At 63.1% G+C, this 20,854-nt stretch carries 17 protein-coding genes; 6 read left to right on the plus strand and 11 right to left on the minus strand.

What is annotated here, in order from left to right:
* Positions 1-225 precede the first annotated feature (225 nt).
* Entirely contained in the window at positions 226-1,722 is a 1,497-nt protein-coding gene (locus tag XI06_RS00440) for a hypothetical protein (protein ID WP_271604370.1), read from the plus strand.
* Between the two features lie 4 nt (positions 1,723-1,726).
* Here the strand turns inward: XI06_RS00440 and XI06_RS00445 are convergent, their stop codons facing one another.
* Positions 1,727-3,028, minus strand: coding sequence for an MFS transporter (locus XI06_RS00445; RefSeq protein WP_271604371.1), 1,302 nt, complete (start codon positions 3,026-3,028; stop codon positions 1,727-1,729).
* Between the two features lie 396 nt (positions 3,029-3,424).
* Between XI06_RS00445 and XI06_RS00450 the strand changes: the two genes are divergently transcribed.
* The 3 genes from XI06_RS00450 to XI06_RS00460 are packed head-to-tail and all read left to right on the plus strand — an operon-like array spanning position 3,425 to position 7,196.
* Positions 3,425-4,639 carry an ABC transporter substrate-binding protein gene (locus tag XI06_RS00450; RefSeq protein ID WP_271604372.1) on the plus strand — a complete coding sequence of 405 codons (1,215 nt, stop codon included), beginning with the start codon at positions 3,425-3,427 and terminating at the stop codon, positions 4,637-4,639.
* Between the two features lie 8 nt (positions 4,640-4,647).
* Complete coding sequence (locus tag XI06_RS00455) at positions 4,648-6,381, plus strand: FAD-dependent oxidoreductase (RefSeq protein ID WP_271604373.1); 1,734 nt, start codon at positions 4,648-4,650, stop codon at positions 6,379-6,381.
* A 20-nt stretch (positions 6,382-6,401) separates the two neighbouring features.
* The gene (locus XI06_RS00460; protein WP_237862675.1) at positions 6,402-7,196 is read left to right on the plus strand and encodes an IclR family transcriptional regulator; all 795 of its coding nucleotides are present in this window, start codon (positions 6,402-6,404) and stop codon (positions 7,194-7,196) included.
* Between the two features lie 156 nt (positions 7,197-7,352).
* Here the strand turns inward: XI06_RS00460 and XI06_RS00465 are convergent, their stop codons facing one another.
* From XI06_RS00465 to XI06_RS00480, 4 genes are all read right to left on the minus strand, one after another.
* On the minus strand, positions 7,353-8,132 hold the full coding sequence (locus XI06_RS00465; protein WP_271604374.1) for an SDR family NAD(P)-dependent oxidoreductase: 780 nt from the start codon (positions 8,130-8,132) through the stop codon (positions 7,353-7,355).
* Positions 8,133-8,190: 58 nt separating this feature from the next.
* Entirely contained in the window at positions 8,191-8,781 is a 591-nt protein-coding gene (locus XI06_RS00470) for a thiamine pyrophosphate-dependent enzyme (protein ID WP_237862677.1), read from the minus strand.
* 5 nt (positions 8,782-8,786) lie between these two features.
* Complete coding sequence (locus XI06_RS00475) at positions 8,787-9,329, minus strand: thiamine pyrophosphate-binding protein (RefSeq protein ID WP_271604375.1); 543 nt, start codon at positions 9,327-9,329, stop codon at positions 8,787-8,789.
* Between the two features lie 173 nt (positions 9,330-9,502).
* The gene (locus tag XI06_RS00480) at positions 9,503-9,796 is read right to left on the minus strand and encodes a hypothetical protein (protein WP_237891380.1); all 294 of its coding nucleotides are present in this window, start codon (positions 9,794-9,796) and stop codon (positions 9,503-9,505) included.
* A 157-nt stretch (positions 9,797-9,953) separates the two neighbouring features.
* Here XI06_RS00480 and XI06_RS00485 point away from each other — a divergent pair, with 157 nt between their 5' ends.
* Positions 9,954-13,787: a CARDB domain-containing protein gene (locus XI06_RS00485; protein ID WP_271604376.1), complete on the plus strand. Its 3,834-nt coding sequence runs from the start codon at positions 9,954-9,956 to the stop codon at positions 13,785-13,787.
* 123 nt (positions 13,788-13,910) lie between these two features.
* On the opposite strand, the gene XI06_RS00490 is transcribed toward XI06_RS00485, so the two are convergent.
* The 6 genes from XI06_RS00490 to XI06_RS00515 form a co-directional block, all read right to left on the minus strand.
* On the minus strand, positions 13,911-14,612 hold the full coding sequence (locus XI06_RS00490) for a GntR family transcriptional regulator (protein ID WP_237862681.1): 702 nt from the start codon (positions 14,610-14,612) through the stop codon (positions 13,911-13,913).
* Between the two features lie 95 nt (positions 14,613-14,707).
* A complete protein-coding gene (locus XI06_RS00495; RefSeq protein WP_271604377.1) occupies positions 14,708-15,451 on the minus strand; it encodes an aspartate/glutamate racemase family protein in 744 nt (247 codons plus the stop codon).
* 9 nt (positions 15,452-15,460) lie between these two features.
* Positions 15,461-16,726 (minus strand): NAD(P)/FAD-dependent oxidoreductase, encoded by a 1,266-nt coding sequence (locus XI06_RS00500; protein WP_271604378.1) that lies wholly within the window; start codon positions 16,724-16,726, stop codon positions 15,461-15,463.
* Positions 16,727-16,729: 3 nt separating this feature from the next.
* Positions 16,730-18,391 carry a thiamine pyrophosphate-binding protein gene (locus XI06_RS00505; RefSeq protein ID WP_237862684.1) on the minus strand — a complete coding sequence of 554 codons (1,662 nt, stop codon included), beginning with the start codon at positions 18,389-18,391 and terminating at the stop codon, positions 16,730-16,732.
* A gap of 112 nt (positions 18,392-18,503) precedes the next feature.
* Complete coding sequence (locus tag XI06_RS00510) at positions 18,504-18,857, minus strand: RidA family protein (protein WP_237874278.1); 354 nt, start codon at positions 18,855-18,857, stop codon at positions 18,504-18,506.
* A 9-nt stretch (positions 18,858-18,866) separates the two neighbouring features.
* Positions 18,867-19,784 (minus strand): NAD(P)-dependent oxidoreductase, encoded by a 918-nt coding sequence (locus XI06_RS00515; protein WP_271604379.1) that lies wholly within the window; start codon positions 19,782-19,784, stop codon positions 18,867-18,869.
* Between the two features lie 218 nt (positions 19,785-20,002).
* Between XI06_RS00515 and XI06_RS00520 the strand changes: the two genes are divergently transcribed.
* Positions 20,003-20,839, plus strand: coding sequence for a transporter substrate-binding domain-containing protein (locus XI06_RS00520; RefSeq protein ID WP_271604380.1), 837 nt, complete (start codon positions 20,003-20,005; stop codon positions 20,837-20,839).
* The last annotated feature ends 15 nt before the right edge of the window (positions 20,840-20,854 follow it).

Below are 20,854 nucleotides of genomic sequence, written 5' to 3' on the forward strand. Positions count from 1 at the left end.
CCCTCGTTGGTTACGATGAACGCTCGCACCGATCGCCATTGATCGGCTGCGGATGTGATCCATACGTGCGAGGCTAGGGTCGGGATTTTGCGAAGTAAAATTGGAAGTAAAAATTCGCCACATAAACGCGGCTAATGGTTCTGCCGGCTGCATTCGCTTTTGGCAGCGCGCATAAGAAGGCGTCAGGACGTGCATACAAGGCGATGGCTTCAAACATGCGACCACATGCACGCGCTCGTTGCGGCGATGATGGCGCTATTCATTGCTGTCACGCCGCGCGCGGCCGGCGCTGGCGATCTCTCCATCGCGCCGACGGACATGAAGGCGATCGGCACGGTCGATGCGCGCTTTCAATCCTACAACGTCGAGATGGTGGAAGTGACGGGCGGACGGTTCTGGAAACCCTATGCGCGAACGCGACGCGCCTTCGACGAACGAGATCGCTATAGCGAAAGAGCGCCGATCGATCTTGCCAATGCACGCCTGCGCAGGCTGGCAGCAGCATTATCGCCCGCTTATCTGCGCGTGAGCGGTACCTGGGCCAACACCACGTTCTTTGCCGATGCGCCGCGCAAACCGCCGCCGGGTTTCGACTCCGTGCTCAGCCGCGACCAATGGCGCGGCGTCATCGACTTCGCGCGCGCGGTCGATGCGGAGATCCTCACCTCCTTCGCGATCAGCTCCGGCAGCCGCGACGCCAATGGCCTGTGGAGGCCGGACCAGGCGCAGCACCTCATTGATGTCACGCGCGCGTTGGGTGGCCGCATCGCCGCTGCCGAATTCATGAACGAGCCGACGCTTTCCGCCAGCAATGGCGCACCAGCAGGATACGATGCGAACGGCTATGGCCGCGACTTCGGGGTGTTTCGCGACTGGATGAGTCGCGCTGCGCCGGAGACTCTGATTGTCGGTCCCAGCTCGGCCGGCGATGTGGCGTCACCGTCCGGGTCGGGCATCACCACACGCGACCTGCTCGCCGCCTCCGGCCCCGGTCTCGACCGCTTCTCCTATCATCACTACAACGCAGTCTCGCCGCGCTGCGGCGGCCGCGATGATCCATCGCAAGTACTGTCCGAGAAATGGCTCGCCCGCACCGACGCGACGCTCGCAATCTACCGGGACTTGCGCGACGAATTCGAGCCCGGCAAACCGATCTGGCTGACGGAGACCGCGGACGCGGCCTGTGGCGGCAACCCCTGGGACAAGACGTTTCTCGACACGTTCCGCTATCTCGACCAGCTCGGACGCCTGTCTAGGGCCGGCGTGCAGGCGGTGATGCACAACACGCTCGCCGCCAGCGACTACGGCCTGCTCGACGAGAAGACCTTCCGCCCTCGCCCGAATTACTGGGGCGCGCTGCTCTGGCACCGGCTGATGGGTACGACAGTACTCGACGCGAGTGTAGCCGCCGCGTCCGGTTTCCACGTCTACGCCCATTGCCATCCGGCACTTCACGGCGCGGTCACGCTGCTCGCGATCAACATCTCGCATGACGCCTCGCACTCGCTCGCTGTGCCGCTTCCCTCGAGTCGTTACACGCTCGGCTCGACCCGGCTACAGGCCCCGACAGTGCAATTGAACGGCCACACGCTCGCGCTCACGGCCAGCGGCAAGATGCCGAATCTCATCGATCGCCCGATGGCGGCTGGCTCGGTCCGTCTTGCGCCGGAAACTATCACGTTCCTCGTGATTCCCGCCGCCGCGAACGCCGCATGCTTCTGACGGCTCACGACCTCAGCGTGTCGCGCGCCGTCTCCGGCGTCATCAAGGTCGCGACGATGGTGATGACCGAGAGCGCGATGATGTAGAGCGACACCGGCCAGTACGTACCGGCCCAGGCGAGCAATGCGGTTGCGATCAACGGCGAGAAGCCACCGCTGAGCGCAGCCGCGACATTGGCCCCGAGCGAAGCGCCGCTGTAGCGCACCTGGGTGCGGAACAACTCCGGCATGAATGCCGCCTTCGGCCCGAACAGCAGCGCATGCGTCAGCGTCATGGTGACGACGAGCGCGAGCGTGATCAGCGCCGGCTCCCTGGTATCGAGGAACCAGAACAGGGGAAACGCCAGCGCCACCGTGAACACGCCGCCGGCAAGATACAGCGGCTTGCGGCCGAAAATGTCGGAGAGCCAGCCGGCGAGCGGCAGCGTCGCGAATTCGACGACCGCGGCATAGACCACCGCATTCAGGATCACCTGGCGCGGGACGCCGAGCTTGGCCGTGGCATAGACCACGACGAAGACGGTGAGGAGATAAGCGAGCCCCACTTCCGACACCGTGATGCCGATCGCCAGAAGAAAGCTGCGCCAATCGCTCCGCAGCACTTCCCACACCGGCTGCGCCAGAACCTCCTTGCGCTCGACGACCTCCTTGAAGTGCGGCGTCTCCGCGAGCTTGAGACGCACGATGAAGCCGATGCCGACCAGCAAAATGCTGATCCAGAACGGCACGCGCCAGCCCCAACTGAGGAAGTCGGCTTCAGGTAGTTGCGTCATCAGTCCGAAGATGCCGGTGGACGCGGCGACGCCGACGGGAAAGCCTATTTGCACCAGGCTGCCGTAGAAGCCGCGCCTGTTACCGGCGTGCTCGGCCACCATGACGACCGCGCCGCTCCATTCGCCGCCAAGACCGATGCCCTGGATGAACCGCAGGATGACGAGCAGGATCGGCGCCCAGACGCCGATCTGGCCGTAGGTCGGCAGGCAGCCGATCAGGAAGGTGCCGAGCCCCATCGCGATCATGGTCGCGACCAGCATCCTTTTGCGACCGAGCCGGTCGCCATAATGTCCGATGATGGCGCCGCCGATCGGCCGCGCGACGAAGCCGACCGCGTAGGTCGAGAAGGCCGCGAGCGTGCCCACGAAGGGGTCGAAGCTCGGGAAGAACAGCTTGTTGAGCACGAGCGCGGCCGCGGTGCCGTAGATCAGGAAGTCGTACCACTCGATCGCCGTACCAAGCGCACTGGCCCACACCACATGCGCCGTCGTCGATCGCTCCGTTGTGCCGGAGACTCCTGTCGCTGCCGTCATGCCATCCGCCCCTTATTCCAGTGGGCATCATGGCCAATCACGGGTGTGGTTGCAACTTGCGGGAGTGCCACTTCTCCCCAAGATCACCATGCGAGATTTTGGCGCTGCTCCTCCCACGCCCGTCATGCGAGAAGCTCGCGACAAAATTGCGCAGCAATTTTGCGCTGATGCGACGAAGCAATCCAGAGTTTCTCCGCGGAAACATTCTGGATTGCTTCGCTGCGCTCGCAATGACGGTGTTGGGACAGTTGCGCACACGTCTTGCGGATGTCGTCGCGCGACCCCGGAACCCCAGGCTGCGCCTCAATTCATTATTGACAAACCTATTAGCTAATATCTAATTTGCTGCCAGAACAAACGGTCGCGCCAAGCGGCCCAAAAAGAGAGGAAACTTCGATGAGAGGGCTTTTGGCCTGCGCCGTGCTCGCGGCCACGATGTCGGCTGCCATGACCACTGCCGCAAGCGCGCAAGTCTCCGACGACGTGGTGCGGATCGGCGTGCTGACGGATCTGTCGAGCTGGGGCCGCGACAATTCCGGGCCGGGCTCGGTCGAGGCCGCCAAGATGGCGGTGGAGGAGTTCGGGCCGACCGTGCTCGGCAAGCCGATCGAGATCATCAGCGCCGACCACCAGATGAAGACCGACGTCGGCGTCAATATCGTGCGCGGCTGGTTCGACAACAGCAAGGTCGATGCCGTCGTCGACATCCCCAATTCCGGCATCGCCATCGCCGTGCACAACATGGTGCGCGAGCGCAACAAGATCGCGCTGCTCTCCGGGCCCGGCGCGAGCTCGCTGACTGACGAGCTGTGCAGCCCGAACACCGTGCATTTCACCTACGACACCTACGCGCTGTCCAAGGTGACGGCGTCCGCCGTGATCAAGGAAGGTGGCAAATCCTGGTACTTCATCACCGCGGACTACGCCTTCGGCCAGCAGCTCGAGAAGGACGCCACGCGCTTCATCAACGAGATGGGCGGCAAGGTGCTGGGCGGCGTCAAGCATCCGACCAACACCGCGGATTTTTCGTCGTTTGCACTGCAGGCACAGAGCTCCAAGGCAGACGTCGTCGCTTTCGCCAACGCCGGCCAGGATACCGATAACGCCATCAAGCAGTCCGGGGAGTTCGGCCTGGTGCAAGGCGGCCAGAAGCTCGTCGGGCTCCTGATGTTCGACACCGACGTGCACGCGATCGGGCTCAAGTCCGCGCAGGGCACCTACATGACCACGGCGTCGTACTGGAACATGGACGAGCAGACCCGCGCCTGGTCGAAGAAGTTCTTTGCGCGCGCCAACGTGATGCCGACCATGATCCACACCGGCGTCTACGGCTCGGTGCTGCATTATCTCAAGGCCATCAAGGCCGCCGGCACCGATGATCCCGCCAAGGTGATGGCCAAGATGCGCGAGCTGCCGATCGAGGATACCTTCGTCCATGGCGGCAGGTTGCGCGAGGACGGCCGCGTCATCCGCGACATGTACCTCGCCAGGGTGAAGTCGCCCGAGCAGTCCAAGGAACCCTGGGATTATCTGGACATCATCAAGACGGTGAAGGGCGAGGACGCCTATCGCCCGGTCTCCGAATCCAAATGTCCGCTGCTGAAGAAGTGAGGTGAGACATGGCCGGCAACGAGCATAGCGCAAGCGAAACCTACGAGTGCGACGTGCTCGTGGCCGGATCGGGCTGCTCCGGCATGTCGGCCGCGATCACCGCGAGGTATCGCGGTCTCGACGTGCTGATGGTCGAGAAGGAGCCGCGCTTCGGCGGCACTACCGCGCGCTCCGGCGGCTGGCTCTGGATCCCCGGCACGTCGCTGGCGAAGGCTTACGGTATCGAGGAGGCGCCGGACCAGGCGCGCACTTACTTGCGGCACGAAGCCGGCAACAATTTTGACGCGGCACGCGTGGAGGCGTTCCTCAGCGCTGGTCCCGAGGCCGTCGATTTCTTCACCACCAACACGGCGCTGCGCTTCGACATGCCGCTCGTGTTCCCGGACTATCATGCCGAGGCGCCCGGCGGCGCGCAGGGCGGCCGCTCCATGGTGACGCGCCCGTTCGACGGCCGCGAGCTCGGTGATCTCATCAAGACGCTCGGCATGCCCCTGCCCGAACTTACCGTGTTCGGCATGATGCTGGGGTCAGGCAAGGAGATCATCCATTTCATGCGCGTGACGAAGTCGCTGACTTCGGCGGTCTATGTCGCCAAGCGCCTGTCGCGGCATCTGATGGATGTGCTCCGCTACGGCCGCGGCATGACGCTCACCAACGGCAATGCGCTGGCCGGTCGCCTCGCCAAATCCGCGCAGGATCTGAAGATCCCGATGTGGCTGTCCTCGCCGGTGCGCGAGCTGACGGTCGAGAACGGCGCAGTCACCGGTGCGATCATCTCGCGGGAGGGGCATGACGTGCGCGTCCGCGCAAGACAAGGCGTCGTGCTCGCCTGCGGCGGCTTTCCGCATGACGTTGAGCGGCGCAAGAAGATGTTTCCGCATGCACCGACCGGCGCTGAGCATTTCTCGCCCGGCCCAGCCGGCAACACCGGCGATGGCCTGCGCCTCGCCGAGGGTGCCGGGGGCCACATCGAGGATCGCCTGCCGAACGCGGCGGCCTGGGTGCCGGTGTCGCTGACCACGCGCAAGGACGGCTCGAAGGGCGTAATGCCGCATTTCATCGATCGCGCCAAGCCGGGCGTGATCGCCGTGATGCGTGACGGTAAGCGCTTTGCCAATGAAGGCAATTCCTATCACGATTTCGTCCAGGCCATGATCAAGGCCGCCAAGACCGGCGAGGAGATCGCGGCCTATCTCGTCTGCGATCACAAGACGTTGCGCAAATACGGCCTCGGCTGCGTGCCGCCGTTCCCGATGCCGCTCGGCCATCACCTTGCGAGCGGCTATCTCATGCGCGGCGACACGCTGGAGGCGCTGGCGGCGAAGGCCGGTATCGACGCCAAGGCATTCGCGGAGACCGTCAAGCAATTCAATGCGACGGCGCCGCTGGGTCACGACGCCGCCTTCGGCAAGGGATCGAAGGCCTATAACCGCTATCAGGGCGACGCCATGCATGGCCCCAACCCTTGCATCGCGCCGATCGAGAACGGCCCATTCTATGCCATCAAGATGGTGATCGGCGATCTCGGCACCTATGCCGGCATCGTCACCGACGAGAACGCCCGGGCGCTCGACGCCGAGGGCCGGGTGATTCCCGGGCTCTATGCCGCCGGCAACGACATGGCGAGCATCATGGGCGGCAATTATCCCGGCGCAGGCATCACGCTTGGGCCGGCGCTGACCTTCGGCTACATTGCCGGCCGTCATCTCGCCGATAGCGCCGCCAAGCGCGACGCGGCGTAATCCCAGCGCATCGGAGGCGCATGAAGAAAGAAAGCCGCGGCATCCAGTCGATCGAGGTCGGCGGAGAATTGCTCCGTGCGCTCGCCAAAACCGGCGAGCCGATGATGCTGCGCGATCTCGCGCGCGAGGCCGGCATGACCCCGGCCAAGGCGCATCCTTATCTCGCTAGCTTCTCCCGCATCGGGCTGATCGAACAGGACGAGACCACCGGCCGCTACGAGATCGGCGCACTCGCGCTGGAGCTCGGCCTGATCAGTCTGCGCCGCCTCTCCGGCGTCCGCATCGCGCAGCCGAAGATCGCCGCGCTCGCGAGCCAGATCGGACACGCCGTCTCGCTCGCGGTGTGGGGCACGCACGGCCCGACCGTAGTGCAGCTGGAAGAGCCCGGCCAGCCCGTCCACATCGTGATGCGCGCCGGCTCGGTGATGGCGCTGCTGGAAACCGCCACGGGGCGTGCCTTTGCAGCGTTTCTGCCGGAGAAGACCATCAACGCCGCGCTCGAAAGCGGGCTTGACCGTCAGGGCGTCGGCTACAATCCGAAGCGCCCGGTGAAAGGCGCCAAGATCGCCGAGATGCTCACGGAGGTCCGCAAGCACGGCCTCGCCCGCGCGCTCGGCGATCCCCTGCCCGGCGTCAACGCGTTCTCCGCACCAGTGTTCGATCATGCCGGCCACGTCGCGCTTGTGATCACCGCGATGGGGCCGGAAGGCACGTTCGACGCGCGCTGGGACAGCCCGATCGCGCATGCGCTGCGGGATTGTGCTGGCGGCATCTCGAAGCGGCTCGGCTATGGGATGACGGTGGCGGCGGAGTGATAGGCAAGTTGCCTCCCTCACAACAGGTGTCATGCCCCGCGCAGGCGGGGCATCCAGCACGCCGCGTCCTATCGATTCTATCGCTGCTGTCTCGGCGTACTGGATCGCCCGCCTTCGCGGGCGATGACAGCGAGTGTGTGATGACCTCCTCCGCTCCTACTTGTCCTTCACCGGCACCGTATAGTTCAGGATCAACCGGCCACCATCCGGATAGATGGTCTGTCCGGTGATGTAGGACGCATCGTCGCTGGCGAGAAACGCGACGACGGAGGCGACCTCGCTCGGCTCGCCACCGCGCCCCGCGGGCGTACGCGACATCACCGTCTTGCGCGCATCCTCCGAGGTGTAGATCGACGACGCCACCATGTCGGTCAAAATCGTGCCGGGGCCGACTGCGACGACGCGGATGTTGTGCGGGGCGAGCGCGACGGCCGCGACCGACGTCAGCTGCTTCATGCCGCCCTTGGACATGGCGTAGGTCGCAAGCGCCGGGATCGCCAGCAGCGCATTCACCGAGGACATGTTGATGATGACCCCGCCGCCGCCCTGCGCGATCATCTGCTTGGCCGCGGCCTGCACGCCGAAGAACGCGCCCTTCAGATTGATGCCGATGATCTCGTCGAATTCCGCTTCGGTAATTTCGAGGATGTCCCGGTTGCGCGCGACGCCGGCATTGTTGACCATGATGTCGAGCCGGCCGAATTCGCGGACCGCAGTCGCGACGGCACGATCCACGTCAGCGCGCCGCGCGACGTGACACGGCACGGCGTAGAAATCCTTGGGCTTGCCCAGCTCGTTGACCGTCTTCTCGAGCGCGTCCGTATCGACGTCCGAGATGACCACCTTGACGCCGTCGTCGAGAAACCGCTTTGCGCAGGCCTTGCCGATGCCGCGCGCTGCGCCGGTGATGACGGCGACCTTGCCGGATAGTTTCATGGGTCTCACTCCAGGATAGCTGCTTAACGCAGCGAGCTATCCCGAAGTGGACTCCGGTTCAAGCCGCCGCGAAGCCGAGATGAGCACGGAACCGGTTCTTGATAAAGACGGCATCGCGCGAGGGCAGCGAGCGCGGCGGATTTTCGGCCCTGACCTTGATGACAAACAGCCGCGGGCCAGCGGCCGGCTCGGCGATTTGTCCCGCGAGGCGCTGCACCTCCTCGAGCGTCCGCACCGTCGCGGTGGCCGCAAAGCCGCAGGCCGTGGCGATGGCAGTGAGATCGACACCGCGGCCGGTATGGCTCGCCTGCATCCCGGTCTCGCCAAAATGCTGGTTGTCGATCACGACGATGTCGAGATTGCGCGGCTGCGCGACGCCGATGGTGGCGATGCCGCCGAGGCCCATCAGCTGCTCGCCGTCACCGGTGAGCGCGAGCACGCGCTTGCCTCGCTGCGCCTGCGCAAGACCAAGACCGATCAGCGCAGCACCGCCCATGGCGCCCCAGAGATAAAAATTGTCGTCGCGGTCGCCAGTTGCATGCAGATCGTAGGTTGGCGAGCCCAAGCCGGAGACGACCAGCAAATCGCCGCGATCTTTCAGCAGGGCCGCGACGGCGGCGCGGCGATCGAGTTGGGACTCAACGGTCATTGCACTCACCACTTCTTCATGCCGATCAGGCGCTGCCCGATCAGCACCGCGATCTGCTGATCGGACTCATACGCGAGCGCTGCCGCGGCTTCGACAGTCTCGACCAGATCGTCCGCCGTCTCCGCCCGCATCACCTTCAGCCCGATCGCTTCCAGCGACGGCTGCGTGGCCCGGCTCATCGGCACCTGCCAGGGATTGAACTCGGCCCACTCGCCGCGCATCGTCACCAGCATCAGAAGCGGAAAGCGGCCGATCGCAGACAGCGACAGCATGTTAATGCAATTGCCGACCCCGCTCGACTGCATCAGCAGCACGCTGCGCTGACCGCCGAGCCAGGCGCCCGCGGCAACGGCTATACCCTCTTCCTCGGTCGTCAGCACGTTGGTGTTGACGTCGGCGTCGGCGGAGAACAGCCCGATCAGCTGGCTGTGGCCAGCGTCGGGCACGTAGGACATCTGCTTGACGTCGGCGGCTTTGAGGATGCGATAGAGTTCGCTCGGCCAGTCGATGTCGGGATTGGGCTTCGAATTGGGCTTGGGGCTATGCACCAGACGTCTCCGTGAAATTCAAGCAGCACGCTAGCGACGTTCGCGCGCGAGGGCTCTGACCATCTGGCACGAGCAGGTATTGAAGGATTGTATAGCTGGCTTTTGCTGGCCCAGAAACGCGATGGGAATGACTGCGTCCTCTCCCACAAGGGGCCCCTCCCCTGGTCGAGGGGCTAAATGGCATCGAAGGCATGGACTTCTGCCGCGGAAAGCGTATGCGGGTCCTTGATCGCGCACGGGTTGAGCGCTACGCTATCTCGCAATTTAGCTGATCTTAGAACCGCAACATCCCACTGATTGCGGAAGAATTGATTTTGCCGGCTATTGGAGCAGTCAGAAATCCGCGCCCGGCAGCGGGCGACACGGCGGCACAGCCGGGTCGCCAGTTCTCCTGGATACTTGGAACTGAAGTTTTGCTCGAAATGCGGATTTTTTCGCAGCTGGCTGGGTTGTTCAAACAGGGGCATTAGGCTTTACAGACATCAACTTTTGAATGTGCTCTCCGGACTTAACAATCCCACATTAACGCGATCGGTGTCGGCATTATTGGCATGACATCGATGGTGATAGGCCCCTGCGGTAGCTACTTCCCGGCCGTTTGGCTCTTAATGGGAGTGAGATCGTATGAGCAGAGATCATTTGGTCACGACCGGAATTGCGACAGGAGAGACTGCGGCAGAAGTTGTTGCCCTTTCCCGCGCCAACATCGGCATTCAATGGACTGCTAACGGATGTACGGATTTTGCGTGGGGAATATCAAATCTGGCGGGTGTTCCTTTTTTTGACCTGGAGGACAAGACCACCTCAGGTGATCCTACGTTACCACAGGATGTGGTCTACACGGTGCCACACGCCGACGGTACGTTCTCCGGCGCCAACACGTCGGGCGATGGCTGGACAACCCTGACATCAAACGGTTCGGACAACATCAATTCTGTTGCGACCTTGAGCGGCCTGCTACAGCCGGGAGACATTGTTCGAGTCTACGCTGCCGGCAACACGACTGAAACTTCCCTTCCTGTAAATGGGAAATTTCTTGCTCACGAGTTCATCGTCGTTAGCAACTCTGGGGGAAATATCCAGGTTGTAGATAATTGGTCGACTTCGACGTTTAACACGCAAGATAAGATCGTCCAGCATTCCTTTTCTGACATTACGGCGGCGTTTGCACCTTCTGGATTCTTTTACTCGGCTTACGTCTCACGTATCGATCCCACCTTTGTGACAACGAACTTCGATCAAACATCGCTTAGAGGGCATGGGTTCGGGGATTTCAGCGGCATCACGACAACCTCACCCCAGCCTGATCTGGTGATCGGGAGCTTGTCAGTCAGTTTACCTTCCGTCGCCGCCGGTGGCTCGGAGGCTATCAATTTCAGCGTCGCCAACGTCAACGGCACAGGGGCGACAGCCGCAGCCACCACTACCAAACTCTATTTGTCCCACGATGCATTTATAGACGGGAGCGATACACTCATCGGTACGTTTTCGACGCCGCAGCTGCTCGCAAATCAATCGTCAAGCGGCAGCCTCACGACAACTATTCCCGCGAATCTGGCGCCCGGCACCTACTATATCGTTATCGGTGCCGACACGGCGAATGTGGTGACCAACGAGGTTAGCGAGACCAACAACGTCTTCGCTCAATCCTTTACGGTCACGTCCGTCCCCCAGCCTGATCTGGTGATCGGGAGCTTGTCAGTCAGTTCGCCTTCCGTTGCCGCCGGTGGCTCGGAGACTATCAATTTCAGCGTCGCCAACGTCAACGGCACGGGGGCGGCGGCCGCGGCCACCACCACCAAGCTCTATTTGTCCCAAGATGCATTTATAGACGGAAGCGACACACTCATCGGTACGTTTTCGACGCCGCAGCTGCTCGCAAATCAATCGTCAAGCGGCAGCCTCACGACAACTATTCCCGCGAATCTGGCGCCCGGCACCTACTATGTCGTTATCGGTGCCGATACGGCGAATGTGGTGACCAACGAGGTTAGCGAGACCAACAACGTCTTCGCTCAATCCTTCACCGTCACACCTTCGCGGCCCGACCTCTCGGAATATGTGAGCGTCGCCAACACCACCGTCGCGGCAGGCCACAGCGTCACCGTCGATGCCTATGCAATGGATATAGGAGCCGGCCCATCGGGAGCCTCGACCGCAGGCATTTACCTGTCGAGTGACGCCACGATCACCACCTCCGATACACTGCTGACGACGGTCAGCTCCGGCGCACTGACCAGCGTCGGCCAGACCGGCTATTATGACCATCAGAGCCTGTCGGTCATGCTTCCGGGCAACCTCGCGCCCGGCACCTACTATCTCGGCGGCATCGCCGACTACAACAACCATGTCAGTGAGAGCAACGAAACCAACAACACCTACAACACCGTCAAGATCACGGTCACCGCGCCAGCCCAGCCTGATCTCTCGGAATATCTCGGCGTCGCCAACACCACCGTCGCGGCAGGCAACAACGTCAGCGTCGATGCCTATGCGATGGATATAGGAGCCGGTCCGTCGGGGGCCTCGACCGCGGGGATTTACCTGTCGAGCGACGCGACGATCACCACCTCCGATACACTGCTGACGACGGTCAGCTCCGGCGCACTGACCAGCGTCGGCCTGACCGGCTACTACGACCATCAGAGCCTGTCGGTCATGCTTCCGGGCAACTTCGCGCCTGGCACCTACTATCTCGGTGGCATCGCCGACTACAACAACCAGGTCAGTGAGATCAACGAAGCCAACAACACCTACAATACCGTTAAGATCACGGTCACCGCGCCAGTCCAGCCTGACCTCTCGGAATATCTCAGCGTCGCAAACACCACCGTCGCGGCAGGCCACAACGTCACCGTCGATGCCTATGACATGGACATCGGCAATGGTCCCGCCGGGGCCTCGATCGCTGGGATTTACCTGTCGAGCGACGCCACCATCACCACCTCCGACACGCTGCTGACGACGGTCAACTCCGGCGCACTGACCAGTGTCGGCCAGACCGGCTATTACGACCATCAAACCCTGTCGGTCATGCTTCCGGGCAACCTCGCGCCCGGCACCTACTATCTCGGCGGCATCGCCGACTACAACAACCAGGTCAGCGAGAGCAACGAAGCCAACAACACCTACAATACCGTCAAGATTACGGTGACCGCGCCAGTCCAGCCTGACCTCTCGGAGTATCTCGGCGTCGCCAACACCACCGTCGCGGCAGGCCACAGCGTCACCGTCGATGCCTATGCGATGGATATAGGAGCCGGGCCGTCGGGGGCCTCGACCGCAGGGATTTACCTGTCGAGCGACGCCACCATCACCACCTCCGACACGCTGCTGACGACGGTCAACTCCGGCGCACTGACCAGTGTCGGTCAGACCGGCTATTACGACCATCAAACCCTGTCGGTCATGCTTTCGGGCAACCTCACGCCCGGCACCTACTATCTCGGCGGCATCGCCGACTACAACAACCAGGTCAGTGAGAGCAACGAAGCCAACAACACCTACAATACCGTCAAGATCACGGTCGGCGCGCCAGTCCAGCCTGACCTCTCGGAATATCTCGGCGTCGCCAACACCACCGTCGCGGCAGGCAACAGCGTCACCGTCGATGCCTATGCGATGGATATAGGAGCCGGTCCGTCGGGGGCCTCGACCGCAGGCATTTACCTGTCGAGCGACGCAAACATCACCACCTCCGACACGCTGCTGACGACGGTCAGCTCCGGCGCACTGACCAGCGTCGGTCTGACCGGCTATTACGACCATCAAACCCTGTCGGTCACGCTCCCGGGCAACCTCGCGCCTGGCACCTACTATCTCGGCGGCATCGCCGACTACAACAACCAGGTCAGCGAGAGCAACGAAACCAACAACACCTACAATACCGTCAGGATCACGGTCGGCGCGCCGGTATCAATCACTCTTAACGATGACAATCTATGGAGCTCTGGCGCTCTCAACGTGGTCAACACGTTCACAAGCAATGGGGGCACCCTGACTTACTACGGTCCGATCACTGCGAGCGGATTCAGTATCACCAACGTTAATCGGACAGACTTTGCCGTGACGTCTCTCGACAAAACTTTTGCCGACAATTTCAACTATTTTTTCCACGAGACGCACACCCTCACTGTACCAGCGGGCGGGAGCGTTCCGACGGCAGATACTCTGCTTATTCAAGGTCAGAACGGTGGATTGTTCTCAGCGCAATCAATCGACCTGGATACTCTCTTCGCAGCAGCTGGGCAAATCGCAACCTTCACCGGTGTCAAAGCCGACAACAGCACGGTCACACAAACGTTTTCTCTTGATGGCGGTCAGGGGATGCAGAGTTTCCGTTTCGATACGACTTTTGTGGGCCTCAAATCCCTCCAGTTCGCACCAAGCATGAACGAGTATTTTGATAACTTGGTGCTTACACCCCCGCTCCTACAGAGCGACTATCACCTGGCATAGCGGGTGCGTGGAATAGTGGCTGCGATTAGCAAGCGCCGTCTCCATCCGGCGCTTCGCGCCACCTTCTCCCGCATCCGCCTTCGCCAAGGCTTCGGCGGACATGAGGGGAGAAGGGAAGAGAACTCAATTCGTCGCCAATCTCGCCGCCGCCGGCATATAGATCTGCGCGTAGCCTTCCTTGATCGCGGAGGTGATACGATCGAGACGGCGGTCGATGTGCTTCTCCAGCACCGAGACGCAAACCGCCTCATCGCGCGCCTTCAGGCCCTCGATCACCGCGCGGTGTTCGGCCTGGGTGTTGGAACGGTTTATGCTGTCCATGTCGATCCAGCGCACGAAGCGGATACGCGCGTTGACATTACGCAGCACGCGCAGCATCTCGGCATTGTTCGACATCGCCATCAGCCGCTCGTGGAAGGTCTCGTCCAGCTCGACGAGCTCCACCGACGTGCGGTCGCCAGGATCTGGGCCGGTGGCTTCGAGGAATTTCAGCAGCGCGTCGATATCCTCATCCTTGGCGCGCTTGATGGCGAGGCGGACGGAAGCGACCTCAATCGACTTGCGCAGCTCATAGAGGTCGAAGATCTCGTGGGCGTCGAGCTCGCGGCAGAAGAAGCCCTTGCCCGGGGTAAAGCGCAGAAAACCTTCGGTGTTGAGACGGTTGAGCGCTTCGCGCAGCGGCGTCCGGCTGACGCCCAGGCGTTTGGCCAGTTCGCCCTCGTTGAGCCGTTCGCCTGGCTTGAACTCATAGCTCACGGCCATCGCCTTGAGCTGTTCATAGACGCGATCGACGATACTGTCAGAGGCCAGTTCCACGTTGCTCATATCAACTGCATTCATGCCCGAACACAGCCCAATATACCGGGGCTGCCAGCGCGATTGCAATGCAAACAACAGCGGAGGTTGTGCGAGCCGTGGAATCAGCTGAAGGCGCGCGGGCGCAGTCCAGCATGAAACCAGGTGATCATGGAATAGATGTCGTAGACCGGCAACCCGACTTCGGCCTGCAACGCCGCCGCGTAAGGCGGCATGTTGGTGCATTCGAGCACGATGGCGCCGACGTCGGGGTTCTTAGCAACAAGCTCCTTGCCCGCCTCGACCACGTCACGTTCGGCCTGGGCCACATCCATGTCGTCCTTCTCAGCCTTGATCAGGACACGGAAGAATTCCTTGCCGTGCTCGGTGCCGACCAGCGGCGTATCGAGCGGCACGCCGGCACCTTCGAGATGAGCCGGCGTCAGGGTCGACCCTGATACCGTGACGAGGCCGACGCGCCTGCCGGGCGGCAGGGTCGCCTGCACCCACGGCACCTGCATCAGCGACGAGGTCGCGACGGGCACGCCGACCGCCGCCGCGATCTCCTTCTGGAACAGCGAGAGGAAGCCGCAATTGGTGGTGATCGCTTCGGCCCCGAGCCGCACCAGGTCCTTCGCCGCATCGATGAAGTCGGGCAGCAACCCCGCCGCGCCCTTCAGCACCACCTTCTCGGGCGACGCCCCACTCACCACGCGATAGAGCACGGGGAATGGCCAGGTCGTGCCGTTGCCCATGTCGCCGGGGATGCGCGGAAAGCGTGCTTCCAGCATCAAAATACCGAGCGGCGCGCCATAGATGGCCTTGCCGCCACGGGCGATGCGCGAGGACGAGTTGGCTGAAATGGTCATGGTACGATCTCAGAGGAAGCGATTGGGCGAAAACGGCGCAAGCGGAATTTCGGGCGGCTTGCCGCTCAGAAGCTGGGCGACGAGACGGCCGGTGCGAGCCGAACCGACCAGGCCGACATGACCATGGCCGAAGGCATAGACGATATCGCGCGAGGCGCGAGAGTAGCCAATGCAGGGACGTCCGTCCGGCATGCTAGGGCGATGGCCGAACCACATCTTGATGCGCGAGGCCGGAATGTCCCGCGGCAGTTTCGGGAACATGCTGAGAAGATGGTCGCGCAAAATTTCGGCGCGCTGCCAGTTCGGCGCAGCCTCAAGGCCCGCGATCTCGACCGTGCCGGCGGCGCGCAAGCCTTTATTGGTCCAGTTCGCCACCATCTTGGCGTCGGAGGCCATCATCGAACTGCGCGGACCTGACTCCGGGTTCTCGATCATGACGTGATAGCCACGCTCGGTTTCGAGCGGAAGGGAATCGCCCACCGATGCGGTCAGCCGTTTCGAATGCGCGCCGGCCGCAACGACGGCGGCATCGCAAGCGATCTCCCCGGTTTCAGTGACGACCGCGACAAGCTTGTTGCCGGAAAGCTTGAGACCGGTCGCCTTGGCATGAACCAGCCTGGCACCGCTCGCCAGCGCGTGCTGCGCAAGCGCTGCGACATAGGCGCCGGGATCGCGGCAGCGACCGGCCTCTTCCACCACGACGCCAAAGGTGTAGCGCGGATGCAGATCCGGCTCGCGCTGACGCATCTCGTCGGCGTTCAGCTCCATCCATTCGACGCCGACCTTCTTGCGCAGCCGCCAGCCGAGATCGTTGTCGAAATTGCCGCGCGAGGGAAATACATGCATCACGCCGTTGCGCTCGACCAGCTCGGGCACGCCGGCCTCTTCCGCGAGCTTCCGGTGCAAGAGCGGCGCGTCCTTCAACAGATCGCGCAGCGCGAACGCCGTCTTCTCGACCCGCGCCTCGGTCCAGCCGGAGAGCAGGTACTTGATCAGCCAAGGCAGTGCCTTCGGCAAATACGACCAGCGGATCGCGAGCGGGCCGAGCGGATCCATCAGATAACCCGGCACCTTCTTCCAGACGCCGGGCTCGGCCGGCGGGATCACCGAATGCGACGAGAGCCAGCCGGCATTGCCGTAGCTCGCCGCCTGCTCGCCACCGGGCTCGCCCGCGTCGATCAGCGTGACGCGATGCCCCTCGCGCAGCGCCTCGATGGCGCTGATCACGCCGACCGCACCGGCTCCGATGATGGCGACGTGGCAGCCCTGCGACATCGCTTACGCCTTCACCGCCGGGGTGAAATCCTTGCCGACCGAGATCGCGCGGGGATCGATGATGCAATGGAGGATCGACGGCTTGCCCGAGGCGAGCGCCCGCTCGAATGCCGGCGCGAACTCCTCAGTGCGCTCGACGCGCTCGCCATGGCCGCCGAACGCCTTTGCGTACATTGCGAAGTCGGGGTTTTTCAGCTGAGTGCCGACCACGCGGCCGGGATAGTCGCGCTCCTGATGCATGCGGATGGTGCCGTATTGCGAGTTATCGACGACGATCACGACGAGCGGCGCGTCATACTGCACGGCGGTCGCGAACTCCTGGCCGTTCATCAGGAAGCAGCCGTCACCAGCAAACGCGACGACGACACGGTCGGGATATTGCCGCTTGGCCAGCACGCCGGCCGGCACGCCATAGCCCATCGAGCCCGAGGTCGGCGCGAGCTGCGAGGCAAAGCTGTGGAAGCGGTGATGGCGATGGATCCAGCCGGCATAATTGCCGGCGCCGTTGCAGACGATCGCGTCCTTGGGCAGGCGATCACGCAGCCAGGTCATGACCTGGCCGTACTGGAACGTGCCCGGCAGCTCGCGCGCCTTGTCGGTCCAGGCGAGGTAATCGGCATGCGCCTTGGCCGCTTCGCCCTTCCAGGCAACGGCACCAACGGGCTTCAGGGTCTCCACAGCAGCCGCGAACGCAGCCGGCGTCGCCTGGATCGCAAGCTCCGGCTGATAGATGCGGCCGAGCTCTTCGGCGCCCGGATGTATATGGATCAGCTTCTGCTTCGGCGAGGGAATGTCGAGCAGCGTGTAGGACGAGGACGGCATCTCCGACATGCGGCCGCCGATCAGCAGAATGACATCGGCGTTGTCGATGCGCGCCTTCAGGCTCGGGCTTGGCCCGATGCCGAGGTCGCCGGCATAATGCGAATGGTCGGCGTCGATCAGCGAGGCGCGACGGAACGAGGTCGCGACCGGCAGGTCGAAGCGTTCGGCAAAGCGCGCGATGCTCTTGGTGGCCTCATCGGTCCAGCGCGAGCCGCCGAGGATGACCAGCGGCGCCCTGGCGCTCGCAAGCAGCGCACCGACGCGCTCGAGATCAGCAGGCGCCGGCCAGCTCACCGCCGGCTCGATGCGCATGGCATCCGCAACGGCGGCGGTCTCGGTCAGCATGTTCTCCGGCAGTGCGATGACCACCGGACCGGGGCGGCCCTGCATGGCGACGCGGAAGGCGCGCGCGACCAGCTCGGGGATGCGGTCGGGACGATCGATCTCGACGGCCCATTTCGCCATCGAGCCGAACACCGCCTTGTAGTCGAGCTCCTGGAACGCCTCGCGTTCGCGCATGCCGGTATCGACCTGGCCGACGAACAGGATCATCGGCGTGGAGTCCTGCATCGCGATGTGGACACCGTGGCTGGCATTGGTGGCGCCGGGACCGCGGGTGACGAAGCAGACGCCCGGGCGTCCGGTGAGCTTGCCGTAAGCTTCCGCCATCATCGCGGCGCCGCCTTCGGCACGGCAGATCACGACGTCGATTGGGCTGTCATGCAGCGCATCGAGCGCCGCCAGATAGCTCTCGCCCGGCACACAGGTGACGCGCTCGACGCCCTGCGCGACCAGTTGGTCGATCAGGATCTGGCCCCCGGTGCGGGTGTTTCTGATGGTCATGACAGCTCCCTGCAGGCTTTAGCGAATGCGCTTTTGTTCCGGGGTGGCGTAGGACAGGCGGACATCAGGTGCAAGGCCGATGCTGACAGTGCAGAGGCCATCGGTGCGCATGTCAGCGCCGCGCCGCGATTGCGATCACCTCGATGCGATAAGCAGGGTCGGCGAGCTCGACCTTGCCGCAAGCACGGCACGGCGTGTTGCCTGGCACGACCCAGGCATCATAGACCGCGTTCATCGCATCAAAATCGTCCATGGTCTTGAGCCAGAGCTGGACGCTGAGCAGCCGCGACTTGTCGGTGCCGGCACGCGCCAGCATGTCGTCGACTTTTGCCAATGCTTCGCGGGTCTGCAGGGTGATGTCAGCGGTCTTGGTGTCAGCCACCTGGCCTGCGAGGAAAACAAGGTCGCCGTAAACGGAGGCGCGGCTGCGGCGGGTGTTCTGGTCGATGCGGGTGATATCCGACATGGATGTCCTTTACTTGCCGGTGGCGATGATGCGGCGGCAATGATCGAGCGCAGCGCCAATGAGATTGTCGCTCGCCTCGGGCGTGCGGAACGCCGAATGCGCCGACAGCGTCACGTTGGGCAGTTTTGTCAGGGGATGGCCTGATGGCAGCGGCTCGATAGTGAAAACGTCGAGGCCGGCATGGGCGATGTGGCCGGAGCGGAGCGCGTCCAGCATCGCGTCCTCGTCGACGATGGCGCCGCGCGCGGTGTTGATCAGGATGCTGCCTTTGCGCATCTGCGCGATGCGTTCGCGCGACAGAAAACCCTTGGTCTCGTCGTTGAGCAGGAGATGCAGCGAGACGACGTGGCTCTCTGCCAGCAGTCTCTCCAGCGAGACGAACTCAACGCCCGGATGCGTCTTCGGCGTCCTGTTCCAGGCGATCACCTTCATGCCGCAGCCGGCCGCCATGCGCGCGGCTTCCGCGGCGATACCGCCGAAGCCGATCAGGCCGAGCGTCTTGCCGGTGAGCTGCACGGCATCGCAACGCAGCCAGTTGCCCTCGCGCATGCCGCGGTCCATCTCGCCGAAGCTTTTGGCCGACGTCCACATCAGCGCGATCGCGCACTCGGCCACCGCCGTATCGCCGTAGCCCTTGATGGTGTGGACGGCGATGCCGCGCTCGCTAAGCTCTTCCGGATTCATGTAGCTGCGCGCGCCGGTGCCCAGGAAGACCACGTGCTTCAGCGCCTTGCATTTCTTGGCGATCGCTGATGGCACCGCCGTGTGGTCGACGATCATGATCTCGGCGTCGCCGAGCAGGCCGGGGAGATCGTCGGGCGCGATAGAGGGGTTGCTGACGATGCTGACCGGCAGCTTCGCGGCACCCAGCAGCCTCTCGGTGACCGCGGCCAGGGTGTCGTTGGCATCGACGAAAACAGCACGCACGGACTTCCTCCTCTTATTTCCAAGCACCCGCCGGCCGGTCCACTATCCGGCCCGGCTTCACGGAATTTTCTCTCGCTTTGCCAAAGGATTAGGCTCTAACCTGCCTCATCGCTCAAATCCCCGGCAAAGCTGCAATACCATATTGCATTATGAGCTGAATACAGAAATAGTCCACCAGCCGGAGCCGATGGATCCCCATTCCTCAGGGAGTACTGACGATGAACCGCAGGGACGCACTCACCACCGTGGCACTGGCGGGCGCCGCAATGGCCGCGACCGCGCCAGTCAAGGCCGATACCGCGCCGACCTCCACGCTCGATCGCATCAAGAAGAGCGGCGTGCTCCGCATCGCGGTGATCGCCGGCCAGGATCCCTATTTCCACAAGGACCTCGCCACCAATCAATGGTCGGGCGCCTGCATCGACATGGCGAACGACATCGCTGGCAAGCTGGGCGCAAAGGTCGAGATGCTGGAATCGACCTGGGGCAACCAGATCCTCGATCTTCAGGCCGACAAGGTCGACCTCGCCTTCGCCGTGAACCCGACGCCCGAGCGTTCGCTCGTCATCGACTTCTCGACGCCGATCCTGGTGCACTCCTTCACCGTCATCACCAAGAAGGGCTTTGCCAAGCCGCAGACCTGGTCCGAGCTGAACAAGCCCGAGGTCAAGATCGCCGTCGACATCGGCTCGACGCACGAGACCATCGCGCGCCGTTACTGCCCGAAGGCTGATATTCTCGGCTTCAAGACCCGCGACGAGGCGATCCTGGCGGTGTCGACCGGCCGCGCCGACTGCAACATCTCGCTGGCGGTGCTGTCGATCTTCACACTGAAGAGGAATCCGACGCTCGGCGAACTCGCGATCCCGCGGCCGATCCTGACGCTGCCGACCAATCTCGGCATCCGCGCCGAGGCCGACCGCCGCTACAAGGATTTCCTCAGCGCCTGGGCCGACTACAACCGTTCGCTGGGCCAGACCCGTGAATGGCTGCTGAAGGCCTATCAAACCGTCGGCCTCAGTGCCGACGACATCCCCGGCGAAGTGCAGTTCTGATCGTCATTTTGGTCT

The sequence above is a fragment of the Bradyrhizobium sp. CCBAU 11434 genome, from assembly GCF_028128895.1.
GTDB lineage: Bacteria > Pseudomonadota > Alphaproteobacteria > Rhizobiales > Xanthobacteraceae > Bradyrhizobium > Bradyrhizobium zhengyangense.

Coding starts and splice junctions, on each gene's coding strand:
- XI06_RS00470 (WP_237862677.1), bottom strand. CDS start 8,781: ATGACCGTTGAGTCCCAACTCGATCGCCGCGCCGCCGTCGCGGCCCTG.
- XI06_RS00495 (WP_271604377.1), bottom strand. CDS start 15,451: ATGACCATTTCAGCCAACTCGTCCTCGCGCATCGCCCGTGGCGGCAAG.
- XI06_RS00500 (WP_271604378.1), bottom strand. CDS start 16,726: ATGTCGCAGGGCTGCCACGTCGCCATCATCGGAGCCGGTGCGGTCGGC.
- XI06_RS00455 (WP_271604373.1), top strand. CDS start 4,648: ATGGCCGGCAACGAGCATAGCGCAAGCGAAACCTACGAGTGCGACGTG.
- XI06_RS00465 (WP_271604374.1), bottom strand. CDS start 8,132: ATGAAACTATCCGGCAAGGTCGCCGTCATCACCGGCGCAGCGCGCGGC.
- XI06_RS00440 (WP_271604370.1), top strand. CDS start 226: ATGCACGCGCTCGTTGCGGCGATGATGGCGCTATTCATTGCTGTCACG.
- XI06_RS00510 (WP_237874278.1), bottom strand. CDS start 18,857: ATGTCGGATATCACCCGCATCGACCAGAACACCCGCCGCAGCCGCGCC.
- XI06_RS00460 (WP_237862675.1), top strand. CDS start 6,402: ATGAAGAAAGAAAGCCGCGGCATCCAGTCGATCGAGGTCGGCGGAGAA.
- XI06_RS00480 (WP_237891380.1), bottom strand. CDS start 9,796: ATGCCCCTGTTTGAACAACCCAGCCAGCTGCGAAAAAATCCGCATTTC.
- XI06_RS00485 (WP_271604376.1), top strand. CDS start 9,954: ATGAGCAGAGATCATTTGGTCACGACCGGAATTGCGACAGGAGAGACT.
- XI06_RS00450 (WP_271604372.1), top strand. CDS start 3,425: ATGAGAGGGCTTTTGGCCTGCGCCGTGCTCGCGGCCACGATGTCGGCT.
- XI06_RS00505 (WP_237862684.1), bottom strand. CDS start 18,391: ATGACCATCAGAAACACCCGCACCGGGGGCCAGATCCTGATCGACCAA.
- XI06_RS00520 (WP_271604380.1), top strand. CDS start 20,003: ATGAACCGCAGGGACGCACTCACCACCGTGGCACTGGCGGGCGCCGCA.
- XI06_RS00445 (WP_271604371.1), bottom strand. CDS start 3,028: ATGACGGCAGCGACAGGAGTCTCCGGCACAACGGAGCGATCGACGACG.
- XI06_RS00490 (WP_237862681.1), bottom strand. CDS start 14,612: ATGAGCAACGTGGAACTGGCCTCTGACAGTATCGTCGATCGCGTCTAT.